General features: G+C 41.2%; 8 protein-coding genes, 4 tRNA genes and 1 rRNA gene (1 of these 13 running past the window's edge). All 13 read left to right on the forward strand.

All coding sequences use genetic code 11. The features are described from left to right. The first annotated feature begins 215 nt into the window (after positions 1–215). Positions 216–3101, forward strand: a 23S ribosomal RNA gene (locus tag BHF69_RS13230). Positions 3102–3194: 93 nt separating this feature from the next. Then, positions 3195–3267: transfer RNA gene (locus BHF69_RS13235), tRNA-Asn, on the forward strand. A gap of 49 nt (positions 3268–3316) precedes the next feature. After that, positions 3317–3388: transfer RNA gene (locus tag BHF69_RS13240), tRNA-Glu, on the forward strand. Positions 3389–3392: 4 nt separating this feature from the next. Continuing rightward, positions 3393–3463 (forward strand) — tRNA-Cys (locus tag BHF69_RS13245). A 23-nt stretch (positions 3464–3486) separates the two neighbouring features. Beyond that, a tRNA-Met gene (locus BHF69_RS13250) sits at positions 3487–3560 on the forward strand. A 195-nt stretch (positions 3561–3755) separates the two neighbouring features. Then, the gene (locus BHF69_RS13255; RefSeq protein ID WP_158022588.1) at positions 3756–6197 is read left to right on the forward strand and encodes a response regulator; all 2442 of its coding nucleotides are present in this window, start codon (positions 3756–3758) and stop codon (positions 6195–6197) included. Continuing rightward, positions 6190–6948 (forward strand): response regulator transcription factor, encoded by a 759-nt coding sequence (locus tag BHF69_RS13260; RefSeq protein WP_075672414.1) that lies wholly within the window; start codon positions 6190–6192, stop codon positions 6946–6948. Before BHF69_RS13255 ends, BHF69_RS13260 begins: the two co-directional genes overlap by 8 nt. Positions 6949–7098: 150 nt before the next feature. Then, positions 7099–7731, forward strand: a complete 633-nt coding sequence (locus tag BHF69_RS13265; RefSeq protein ID WP_075672416.1) for a cytidylate kinase-like family protein — start codon at positions 7099–7101, stop codon at positions 7729–7731. Positions 7732–7826: 95 nt separating this feature from the next. After that, a complete protein-coding gene (gene urtA / locus BHF69_RS13270) occupies positions 7827–9059 on the forward strand; it encodes an urea ABC transporter substrate-binding protein (protein ID WP_075672418.1) in 1233 nt (410 codons plus the stop codon). A 28-nt stretch (positions 9060–9087) separates the two neighbouring features. Continuing rightward, on the forward strand, positions 9088–9993 hold the full coding sequence (urtB, locus tag BHF69_RS13275) for an urea ABC transporter permease subunit UrtB (RefSeq protein ID WP_075672420.1): 906 nt from the start codon (positions 9088–9090) through the stop codon (positions 9991–9993). Positions 9994–10008: 15 nt separating this feature from the next. Beyond that, on the forward strand, positions 10009–11106 hold the full coding sequence (gene urtC, locus BHF69_RS13280; RefSeq protein WP_075672422.1) for an urea ABC transporter permease subunit UrtC: 1098 nt from the start codon (positions 10009–10011) through the stop codon (positions 11104–11106). 15 nt (positions 11107–11121) lie between these two features. After that, on the forward strand, positions 11122–11889 hold the full coding sequence (urtD, locus tag BHF69_RS13285) for an urea ABC transporter ATP-binding protein UrtD (RefSeq protein ID WP_075672424.1): 768 nt from the start codon (positions 11122–11124) through the stop codon (positions 11887–11889). A gap of 1 nt (position 11890) precedes the next feature. Beyond that, positions 11891–12500: the 5' portion of an urea ABC transporter ATP-binding subunit UrtE gene (gene urtE, locus BHF69_RS13290; RefSeq protein WP_075672426.1), read on the forward strand. The gene runs 83 nt beyond the window's last position; 610 of the gene's 693 nt are visible here — the first part of the coding sequence; the start codon lies at positions 11891–11893; its stop codon lies beyond the right edge, outside the window.

Genomic DNA, 12500 nt, shown 5'->3' on the forward strand with positions numbered 1-12500 from the left:
AAAGAGTTCTTATATGCCGCTGCTGATCAAACAGCAGAGAATAACACATGTACCTTGAAAACTGCATATAGATATATATTAACGAAGAGATAATATAGGTCAATGAATCTATACTAACAACAAGACATCTAATCAAACAAACGAGGGATCGGAAGATCCCAGGATCTTAGAAAAGATCCGCGCAGCCCATTGTTGTGACGCTACACAACGATGAAGGTTAAGATAATAAGAGCGCAGGGTGGATGCCTTGGCACTAAGAGCCGATGAAAGACGTGATAAGCTGCGAAAAGCTGCGGGGAGGAGCAAATATCCCATGATCCGCAGATATCTGAATGGGGAGACCCGGCCAGGAAGACCCTGGTCACTGCATGGTGAATCCATAGCCATGCAGGGGGAACCCGGTGAACTGAAACATCTAAGTAGCCGGAGGAAGAGAAAGAAACATCGATTTCGTAAGTAGCGGCGAGCGAACGCGAAAGAGCCCAAACCGGAATGCGTGCATTCCGGGGTTCGGACTGCATACGGTATTGGCAGAAGATAGGAGAAAGGTTTTGGAAAAGCCTGCCGGAGAGGGTGAGAGCCCCGTATCCGAAATCAGGAGCCAGCCAGCAGGATCCAGAGTACCACGAGACACGTGAAACCTTGTGGGAATGAGCGGGGACCACCCCGTAAGGCTAAATACTACTTAGTGACCGATAGCGCATAGTACTGTGAAGGAAAGGTGAAAAGGACCCCGGGAGGGGAGTGAAAGAGAACCTGAAACCCTGTGTTTACAAGCTGTGGAACTATTTTAAAGTAGGACCGCGTACTTTTTGTAGAACGGTCCGGCGAGTTGCCACTGCTGGCAAGGTTAAGTGCCAGAGGCACGGAGCCGAAGGGAAACCAAGTCTTAATAGGGCGAAAGTCAGCAGGGGCAGACCCGAAACCGGGTGACCTATCCATGTCCAGGTTGAAGCTGCCGTAAGAGGCAGTGGAGGACCGAACCCACATCCGTTGAAAAGGGTGGGGATGAGGTGTGGATAGCGGAGAAATTCCAATCGAACCCGGAGATAGCTGGTTCTCCTCGAAATAGCTTTAGGGCTAGCCTCATGATAGTCTGCTGGAGGTAGAGCACTGAATTGCCTAGGGGGCGTCAAAGCTTACCAAAGCATATCAAACTCCGAATGCCAGACAGATGTTTCATGGGAGTCAGACCATACGAGATAAGTTGGATGGTCAAAAGGGAAAGAGCCCAGACCACCGGCTAAGGTCCCAAAGTGCGTGTTAAGTGGAAAAGGATGTGGGATTTCGAAGACAACTAGGATGTTGGCTCAGAAGCAGCCATTCATTCAAAGAGTGCGTAATAGCTCACTAGTCGAGAGGTCCTGCGCCGAAAATGTCCGGGGCTGAAACACGACACCGAAGCCGTGGAATCACGTAGTGATTGGTAGAGGAGCATTCTTAAACGGTGGAAGCTGTACCGGAAGGAGCAGTGGACGGTTAAGAAGAGAGAATGCCGGAATGAGTAGCGAGAAAGAAGTGAGAATCTTCTTGGCCGAATATCTAAGGTTTCCAGAGTAAAGCTGATCTGCTCTGGGTAAGTCGGGGCCTAAGGCGAGGTCGAAAGACGTAGTCGATGGATAACAGGTTGAGATTCCTGTACCGCATGAAATCAGAACTGTGGGGACACAGACAGGAAGAGGGAGCCGGGAATGGAAAGTCCGGTCCAAGCGAGGTAGGAGTACCGATGGCAAATCCGCGGTGCGATCCGAAGACGTGACGGGGAGCGAACATAAGTAGCGAAGCCCTTGCCCCTGGCTGTCAAGAAAAGCCGCTATCGTATTTCATGTGCCCGTACCGTAAACCGACACAGGTGGATGAGGAGAGAATCCTAAGGCCGACGGGAGAAGTGTTGTTAAGGAACTCGGCAAAATGGCCCCGTAACTTCGGGAGAAGGGGTGCCTGCGAGAGCAGGCCGCAGAGAATTGGCCCAAGCAACTGTTTAGCAAAAACACAGGTCTATGCAAAACCGCAAGGTGAAGTATATGGGCTGACGCCTGCCCGGTGCTGGAAGGTTAAGGGGAGGGCTTAGAGCAATCGAAGGTCTGAACTTAAGCCCCAGTAAACGGCGGCCGTAACTATAACGGTCCTAAGGTAGCGAAATTCCTTGTCGGGTAAGTTCCGACCCGCACGAAAGGCGTAATGATTTGGGCACTGTCTCAACAACACACCCGGTGAAATTGAAATACCAGTGAAGATGCTGGTTACCCGCGCCAGGACGGAAAGACCCCATGGAGCTTTACTCTAGCTTGATACTGGGATTCGGTACTGCATGTACAGGATAGGTGGGAGACGTGGAATCATGGACGCCAGTCCATGAGGAGTCGCTGTTGGGATACCACCCTTGCAGTATTGGATTTCTAACCAGCAGCCGTGATCCGGCTGGGGGACAATGTCAGGTGGGGAGTTTGACTGGGGCGGTCGCCTCCGAAAGGGTATCGGAGGCGCTCAAAGGTTCCCTCAGAATGGTCGGAAACCATTCGCAGAGTGCAAAGGCAGAAGGGAGCTTGACTGTGACACCGACGGGTGGAGCAGGTACGAAAGTAGGACTTAGTGATCCGGTGGTATAAAGTGGGATTGCCATCGCTCAACGGATAAAAGCTACCCTGGGGATAACAGGCTTATCACTCCCAAGAGTTCACATCGACGGAGTGGTTTGGCACCTCGATGTCGGCTCATCGCATCCTGGAGCTGTAGCAGGTTCCAAGGGTTGGGCTGTTCGCCCATTAAAGCGGTACGCGAGCTGGGTTCAGAACGTCGTGAGACAGTTCGGTCCCTATCCGGCGTGGGCGCAGGAGATCTGAGAGGAGCTGTCCTTAGTACGAGAGGACCGGGATGGACGGACCGCTGGTGTATCTGTTGTCGTGCCAACGGCATAGCAGAGTAGCCAAGTCTGGAAGGGATAAACGCTGAAGGCATCTAAGCGTGAAGCCCCCCTCAAGATGAGATCTCCCATTCTTCGGAAGTAAGACCCCTTGGAGACGACGAGGTAGATAGGGCAGGGGTGGAAGTGCAGCAATGCATGGAGCTGACTGTCACTAATCGGTCGAGGTCTTAACCAGAGAATGGCTGTAGATGTTTGAAAAAAGTACTTGATTATAATTTAAAAATGTGTTAATATACTATATGTAGTTTTTAGGGTACATACCCAATAATCCTCGATAGCTCAGTCGGTAGAGCGCGCGGCTGTTAACCGCGTTGTCGTAGGTTCGAGTCCTACTCGGGGAGTTTTTTCGGCATCAAGGCTTTGGCCTAGAAGCTGGCATATATATTATATGGCTCCTTGGTCAAGCGGTTAAGACATCGCCCTTTCACGGCGGTAACACGGGTTCGATTCCCGTAGGAGTCATCATGGCGCCGTAGCCAAGTGGTAAGGCAGAGGTCTGCAACACCTTCATCACCAGTTCAAATCTGGTCGGCGCCTTTTTTGCTTTTTATTTTAAATAACGCGGGATGGAGCAGTCTGGTAGCTCGTCGGGCTCATAACCCGAAGGTCGTTGGTTCAAATCCGGCTCCCGCAACTCAGAAGCGTTAGGAATTACAGGTATGTGGTTCTTAGCGTTTTTTATTACATAACAAAAATCCTTCGGGGAGCACAGGCTGTCTTTGATGAAACCCGGAGATCGTTGACAAATTTTAATAGTGTGATATATTTTTTAGCAAAGAGGCAACAGATGGGGCTTCTTTGCTTTTTTTATGGAATAGGAAAAGAAAAGGTGAAAAGAAAGATAAATATTACAAATCGGATGATCATTATAAGTGCATTTTTTATGTTTTCTATGATTCTTGGTATTACAATAATTACCAATTATTACGTAGGAAGTTGTAGTAATAGAGTGTCTAAGGCACAAAATAATAGATATGAGTGGGCAAGACTGGGAGAAGAATTAGGCAATACATCTGATTATCTTACCAATGAAGTGAGACAATATGTAATTACTGGAGATTATTCTCATTTTTATAATTATTGGAATGAGATTTATGAAGAACAGCGCAGAGAGCAGATTATCGAAGAACTACAGCAATGTCATTTGACAAAACGTGAAATGAATCTGTTGAGGAAAGCAAAAGGCTATTCGGACCAATTGGTTGAGACAGAAGAAGAAGCCATGCGTTTAAAAATGGAAGTAACAGAAATTGTGGTAAATCATAATGATAAAATGGAGCATTACAAGCAACGTCTTATGAAGGAAGAGCTTCCAGAGCAGTATCAGGACCTTTCTGATTATGAACTGTCCCAAAAAGCGGTAGAGCTTTTATATAATGAGCATTATGAAAGGGTAAAATCATATATTATGACGCCAATTGGGGCATTTCAGAATAGCATTGATCGACGTGTGAATGAAGAAGTAAAAAATACAGAAAGTCGATTAAAAATGGCATTAAGAATACAAAAGATGTGTGAAATGCTTTCTTTATGCTTGATTGGGCTGTGGATGTATTTAATTGAGCGGCTATATGTATCTCCGATTCGTACATATACACAGATTATTTCTGATAAAAACAGCAGAGAGGCTTCCGATATTCAGGAACTGAAAATTTCCCCATCTGGTGTTTATGAAATGAAGTTTATGGGAGAAGAATTTAACAAACTTTCAAATATTCTGCAAAAGGAATTGATACTGCGAAAAGAAGCAGAGAATAGAATGCGCATAGCGAGAGATCGGGCAAATGAGGCAAGTCAGGCCAAAACAGAATTTCTGGCCAAAATGAGCCATGAGTTTCGAACACCTTTGAACTCAATGATAGGATATTTATATCTTTTGGAAAAGAGCCCAATGACCAGAGAACAGGAAGAGTATTGTCAGTCTATGAAAATATCTCTGGAGGGGTTATTAAATTTGATCAATCAGGTGTTGGATCTGTCTAAGATTGAGGCTGGACAGATGGTATTTGAATATCGGCAAATCAATATTAGAACCATTATAAAAGAAGTATGTGTTGTTATGAGACAGACAGCAGAAAAAAAGGGGCTGAAATTGCAAATTACAATTGCAGAAGAAATACCAGAAATGGTATTAGGGGATGCATTTCGTCTGAAGCAGGTTCTAATGAATTTAATAGGAAATGCCATTAAATTTTCCAGCCATGGACAGGTCTTAGTGGATGTCAGATTGAAAAAAACAATGAACCATCATTGCATTATCTTTTTTGGAGTCAAGGATCATGGAATTGGAATTAGTGAGGAAGGGAAAAAAGTCATATTCCAGGATTTTGTGCAAAGCGATAGTACGATTACCAGAAGATTTGGTGGAACAGGGCTGGGATTGCCAATTGCAAAGAAGATTATCAAAGAATTTAACCATGGCAAGGATACGTTACATGTGGAATCAGAAGAAGGAAAAGGATCCTTTTTCTATTTTACTATGAATTTTCAGGTTGTAGACAAGACAATTCAATTGGAGGAGGCAGAGGAGAAAGAATATAAATTCTGTGGGCAAAAGATTTTATTGGTGGACGATCATGAAATGAATTTGCGTGTAGAGAAACGAATTCTTCAGAGAGAAGGACTATGTGTGGATACGGCGAATAGTGGAGCGCATGCGTTAAAAATGATGGATGAAGAAATCTACGAGTTGGTGATTTTAGATATTCGTATGCCTGATATGAGTGGATATGAGCTGGCAAAACAAATTCGCAGGAAACCGGAATATCGTTTTATTCCACTGATCGCATTGACCGCAGATGCAATGGATGGAATGAAGGAGAAAATCAAAAGTGCTGGAATTGATTATTATCTAGCCAAACCCCTTCGCCCTACAAATATTCTCCATATCTTAAATCACGAGCTGATCGTGGAGGAAAGTGATTATGTAGTATTTGACGGAGAGGAATTACTGGAAACACTGGATCATGATAAAGAAGCATATAGAAAATTGCTGGAAATGTTTCTTTATACACAAAAACAGAATCTTAAAAAAGTCAGAAATGCATTGCTCTTCAGTGATTATGAAGAATTGGAAAACATCTTACATGCTATGAAGGGGACGGCAGGAAGTCTCTATTGTAATCTTTTGTATCATACAGTAGAACATCTGTATAAAAAGACAAGAGGAGGACAGAGAATTAAACTGGATAAGCTTTTAGATGTATGGGAGAAAACGGAGTCAGAAATAAAAGAAGAATTGATAAAAAAGGAGGCTCGGGTGAATGTATAAAGTATTAATTGTTGAGGATGATGAAAATATGTGTTTCCTATATAGCAAAATGAAAGAATGGAAGGATTATGGATTCCGAATTGCCGGTACAGCATTTAATGGAAGAGAGGCAATGGAAAAATTGAAAAATTTCCAGTATGATGTTGTGGCCACCGACATTCGAATGCCAGATATGGATGGGATTACATTGTTAAAAGAAATACGTGAGCATAAAATTCCAGTCTTGACGGTGTTGATCAGTTCTTATGATGAGTTTGAGTATGCCAGACAGGGTATTTTATACGGAGCCTGTGATTTTTTGGTAAAGCCGATACGGAGGAAGAATTTGGCGGAAATGCTGCAGCGTTTAAAAGATTTATTGGAAATACAGAGCAAGGAAGAAATTAATTCTGATTTTATGAAGGTGGTTTGTGAAAAACTGGAGCTGGATAAGAAGGATGATTTTTCTGTCAGAGTGTGTAGAATTTGTGTGGAAAATTTGGAAGAAAATATAACCATGGAACAGCTTTCCGAGCAGATGAATTTAAGTAAGGACTATTTTGGGAAAATGGTCAAACAGCACTTTGGAATGCCTTTTAAAGAGGTTATGAATATTATTAAAATAGAATATGCAAAAAAAATGATACAGGAGGAGAACCTAAAAACCTATGAAATCAGTCAATTGCTTGGATATTCTTCACCAGATTATTTTACAAAGATTTTCAAGCAATATGCAGGAATTACACCAAGTCAATTCAAAAAAGAAAAGTAAAATGAGCAAAGAAAAACAGGAAATAAACAGAAAGCAGATGTTTATTTCCTGTTTTTTTATTGGAAAATAACTGGATTTTCCTGTATTTTTCTATTTCAGACCTGTGATAACATATTTATATCAACAAAGGACAGAAGGGAGAGGCGGGACATGAATTATGTAATAACAATTGCAAGAGGATTTGGCAGTGGCGGCAAGTACATAGGAAAAGAACTTTCCAAAAGACTTGGCATTCCATGTTATGACAGTAAAATTTTGAAGATAGCATCCAATGCCAGTGGAATTAATAAAAATCTGTTTCACCAGGTTGATGAAAGACTGAGAAAGAATAAATTCATAAAAAAATTGACACAGGCATCCAAACGGGATTATGTTGTGGGGCCTACGGAAAGACAATTTACTTCGGATGATAATTTATACCATATACAAAAAGAAATTATAGAAAACTTGGCAGATACACAGTCCTGTATTATTATTGGTAAATGTGCCAATCATATTTTAAGAGAACGGGATAATGTAGTGAGTGTTTACATCGAAGCACCAAGAAAAGATTGTGTTGAGAGTATCAAAAATCTTTTGGGAGTTACAGATGAAGAGGCTCACAGCATGATTCAGAAAACAGATAAATATCGTGCAGATTATTATGAATATTATACGAGGGGAGAGAACTGGACCAATCCAGTGCTCTATGATATGACATTAAATTCAGCACGGGTTGGACGTGATCAATGTGTCGATCTGATCATCGATTATTTAAATATTAAATTTGGCATGGAAAAATAAAAATGGTACGGCAAAGAGGTCGTTATTATCGAAAGATGGTAACGGCCTCTTTTCTATATAGATATTAAGAAAAGAAAGTATGGAAGGAGAAAGATATGAGAAATATGAAATTTAAAAAGGTAATTACACTGGCAATGGCAGCTATATTAGCATTAGGAAGCACAGCATGTGGAAATAAGGGGGCTTCCGATGGGGATACCGTGAAGGTAGGATTGCTTCATTCCCTTACGGGTTCTATGGCAATCAGTGAAGAAGCCGTAAGAGATGCAGAGGTATTGGCAATTGAAGAAATCAATGAATCTGGAGGGGTATTAGGTAAGCAAATTGAATATGTGGAAGAAGATGGTGCATCTGAACCGTCTACATTTGCCACAAAAGCAGAAAAATTAATTGATAGTGAAGGAGTAGCAACGGTATTTGGATGCTGGACTTCTTCATCAAGAAAAGCAGTAAAAAGTATTTTTGAAGATTATAACAACCTTCTTTGGTATCCAGTTCAGTATGAAGGGATGGAATCTTCTGAAAATATTGTATATACAGGAGCTGCTCCGAACCAGCAGATTGTTCCTGCGGTTGAATATTTGAAGGATCAGGGTTATAAAAAAGTCTTTCTTCTTGGATCTGACTATGTATTCCCAAGAACGGCGAATATGATCATCGAAGCTCAGGCAAAAGAACTGGGATTAGAAATCGTAGGAGAAGAATATGCAGATATGGATCAGACTGATTTCGCAGCTATTATTGCAAAAATTGAAAAAGCAGATCCAGATATTATTGTAAATACATTAAATGGAACCGGTAATGTATCCTTCTTTAAGCAGATGTCAGAAAAGAATTATACAAGTGAGGACTATATGACAATGTCCTTCTCCATTGCAGAAGAAGAAGTAAAAACAATCGGTTCTGACATTCTGAAAGGACATATGGTTTCCTGGAACTATTATCAGACAACAGACACAAAAGTGAATGAAAAATTTGTAAAGGCTTATAAGGAAAAATATGGAGAAGACAGAGTAACTTCTGACCCGGTAGAAGCAGCATATGATGCAGTATATTTATGGAAAGCAGCCGTAGAAAAAGCAGGAAGCTTTGAAGTAGATGATGTAAAGGAAGCAATCAAGAGTGGAGAAATATCCTTTGAAGCACCGGAAGGAACCGTTACCATTAATGGGGACAATCAGCATGTATCCAAAACAGTTCGTATTGGTGTTGTAAAAGAAGATGGTCTGATCTATGAAACATATTCTACAGAGAAACCAGTAGATCCAGATCCATACTTAAAGACTTATGATTGGGCAGTAAAAGCAAATCTTCAGCCAATCGAATAAGCAGGAAAGAAGAAATTGAGGTGTTCGTATGGTACAGTTTATCAATACTTTGTTTAATGGGTTGAGTCTAAGCTCCATTATACTGTTAACGTCATTGGGACTGGCAATTACATTTGGATTAATGAGGGTGATCAATATGGCCCATGGGGAGTTTGTTATGATCGGGGCATATACCACCTATGTGGTACAAAATCTATTTGCTGGGATTTTTCCATCCAATGTACAATGGTTATTCTATTTTATTGCTCTGCCAGTAAGTTTTTTAATCACTTTTTTGTTAGGGAGTGTTCTGGAAAAGCTGGTCATTTCAAGATTATATGGAAGAGAAATCGATAGTTTGCTTGCAACATGGGGCATCAGCCTGATTTTACAGCAGGCGGCAAGAAGTATCTTTGGTACGCAGGGAGTAAATGTGACAGCACCATTCTTTTTAAGAGGGGGATTGACCATTGGGGGATGTACATTTTCCTACAATAGAATATTTATTCTTCTATTGGTAGCGCTTTGTATTTTAGGTGTGTATATGGTTATGTATAGATCAGGATTTGGAAAAAAGATGCGTGCGGTCATGCAAAATAGACCGATGGCTCAGTGTATGGGTATTAATTCTAGAAAAGTAGATAATATTACGTTTGCTATTGGCTCAGGACTAGCAGGGATAGCAGGATGTTCCGTGGCATTACTTGGTTCTATTGATTCTACGATCGGACAAAGTTATATTGTAAACTCCTTTATGGCGGTTGTATTAGGTGGTGTAGGTAAACTGGTGGGTACCGTGTTGGGCTCAGGAATCATCGGTTTCTCAAGCATCTTTACAGAAAATTACACATCATCAACCATCGCAAAGGCGGTCGTATTATTGATCGTAATTGTTTTCTTGCAGAAACGGCCACAGGGATTATTTGTAATCAAGAGCAGAAGTTTGGATGAATAAGACAGGAGGAAGACTATGAAATCAATCAAAAATCAAGGTAGTAATCTTTGTTTTGGAATAATAGTAATCGTTCTGGCATTGATTCCGTTGCTGTATCAGTGTGGAATGATCACAGCCAGCTCTACCATATTATTTATTGGAAAATGTATGTCATTTGCAATTGTGGCGATTGGGCTGGACCTGATCTGGGGTTATACAGGAATCCTAAGTTTAGGACATGGACTTTATTTTGCACTGGGTGGCTATGGAATGGCCATGTATCTGAAGCTTCAGAGTACAGGAGGTGCAATTACAGATTTTATGCATATCGGGGGACTCACAGAGCTTCCCCTGATATGGAAGCCATTTCAGTCATTGCCAGTCACTTTACTGATGGTGGTGGTAGTGCCAGGAATCGTTGCTGGATTAATCGGGTATTTTATCTTTAAAAATCGTGTAAAAGGGGTTTATTTCTCTATTATTTCTCAGGCATTGACATGGGCAGTGTATTCAATATTTATTGCACTTTCTCCTTATACAAATGGAAATGTGGGAATTACAGATATCAAATCCGTATTCGGAAGTATCAAAGGAAATATGAATTTCGGAAACCTTATGATATTGTTCTATGTTTCTTTGATCGTGCTGATCCTGGTATATGCAGGGGCTAAATTTTTAGTAGGATGTAAATTTGGAAAGCTGTTGATTGCTATTCGCGATGGGGAGAACAGAACGTATTTTTCTGGTTACCAGGTGAGTCGATATAAAACATTTGTATATGTGTTATCTGCGATTCTTGCAGGAGTCGCAGGTGCGATTTTTGTAAATTTTAATGGATGTATTACACCAAGCCAGATGACGATCTCCTATTCCATTACAATGGTCATCTGGGTCGCGATTGGCGGAAGAGGAACCATCATCGGGGCAGTTATCGGTGCATTTTTGATTAATCTGTGTGAATACCAGCTAAGTTCTGGAGGTTTTGTAGAGATTTGGCAATATGTGATCGGAGCAATCTTCTGTATTACCATCTTATTCTTAAAAGGTGGGCTGGTTGGAATTGTAAAAGATCGTACCAGATGCAAAAAGAAAGAGAAAAAAGTAGAAGGGAGGGCGCTGGGAGTTAATTCTTAGCGGAAAAAAGTAATTATGAAGCAGAATGAAAATGTATTAGAAATCAACAATATCTCAGTGTCATTTGATGGATTTTATGCCTTAACAGATGTAAAAGCAAATGTTAAGCGGAACAGCATTCACTTTTTCCTTGGACCTAATGGAGCAGGAAAGACAACATTATTGGACATTATATGTGCAAAGACAAAACCAACGCAGGGAACCGTTATGTATTATCCCAAGAATCGTGAGCCTATGAGGCTGACAGGAATGAAAGAATACAAAATTGTAAATGAAGGAGTAGGGCGAAAGTTTCAGGTGCCTTCTGTATTTATCAACTTGACAGTGGAAGAAAATATGATCCTTTCTTTAAAAGGACATAAAGGTATTCTGGATAGTATTTTTCATAAACCAGGAAAGGAAGAACTGGATGAAATCGATCGGATTTTAGAAAAAGTAGGCCTGTTAGATGAAAAAGAAACAAGAGCGGGTGCATTGGCAGATGGAAAAAAACAATGGTTGGAAATTGCAATGCAGATTGTTCAGAAACCGGAAATCATTATGTTGGATGAACCAGCAGCAGGAATGGGAAAGCCGGAGACTTTTCGAACTGGAGAAATTCTGAAAGAAATCAAAAAGGACTGTACCATCATCGTGATTGAACATGATATGGATTTTGTAAAACAGATTGCGGATAAGGTAACGGTTCTTCATGAAGGAAAGGTTTTGATGGAAGGCGACATTACCAGCGTACTTGCAGATGAAACTGTTCAGGCAGTATATCTTGGAAGGGGAGGCGAATAGGATGTTGAAATTATCCAATGTTGATGCGTATTATGGAGAAAGCTGTATTTTAAGAAATCTGTCTCTAGAGGTTCCAGAAGGAAAGATCGTTGGCCTCATTGGAAGAAATGGTGTTGGAAAAAGTACAACGCTGCGGAGTATTATGGGATTGATAAAAACTCCAGAAGGAAAAATCCAGATGAACGGAGAAGATTTAATAAAGCTTCCAACATATGAGCGAGTAAAAAGAGGAATTGGATATGTACCACAGGGAAGAGATATTTTTCCACAGATGACCGTGGAAGAAAACATTGAATTGGGATTACAGCCGATTGGAGGAAAAGGGAAGATTCCAGATTATATCTACGATCTTTTTCCGATTCTTCCCCAGTTCGCAAAAAGAAAAGGCGGCTCTTTATCTGGTGGACAGCAGCAGCAGTTGGCAATTGCAAGAGCCTTAGTAGCAGAACCTAAAATATTGATCTTAGATGAGCCTACCGAGGGAATCCAGCCATCGATCATTAAAGATATTGGTGCCGCGATCCAGAAAATTAATCAATGGAAAGGTATTACGGTATTAATGGTAGAGCAGTATCTGGATTTTGTATTGAAACATACAGATGAGATCAATG

Source organism: Anaerostipes sp. 992a (assembly GCF_001940245.1).
In the GTDB taxonomy this organism is placed as follows: Bacteria; Bacillota; Clostridia; order Lachnospirales; family Lachnospiraceae; genus Fimousia.

Coding starts and splice junctions, on each gene's coding strand:
- urtD (WP_075672424.1), top strand. CDS start 11,122: ATGAAGCAGAATGAAAATGTATTAGAAATCAACAATATCTCAGTGTCA.
- BHF69_RS13260 (WP_075672414.1), top strand. CDS start 6,190: ATGTATAAAGTATTAATTGTTGAGGATGATGAAAATATGTGTTTCCTA.
- BHF69_RS13265 (WP_075672416.1), top strand. CDS start 7,099: ATGAATTATGTAATAACAATTGCAAGAGGATTTGGCAGTGGCGGCAAG.
- urtB (WP_075672420.1), top strand. CDS start 9,088: ATGGTACAGTTTATCAATACTTTGTTTAATGGGTTGAGTCTAAGCTCC.
- urtA (WP_075672418.1), top strand. CDS start 7,827: ATGAGAAATATGAAATTTAAAAAGGTAATTACACTGGCAATGGCAGCT.
- urtC (WP_075672422.1), top strand. CDS start 10,009: ATGAAATCAATCAAAAATCAAGGTAGTAATCTTTGTTTTGGAATAATA.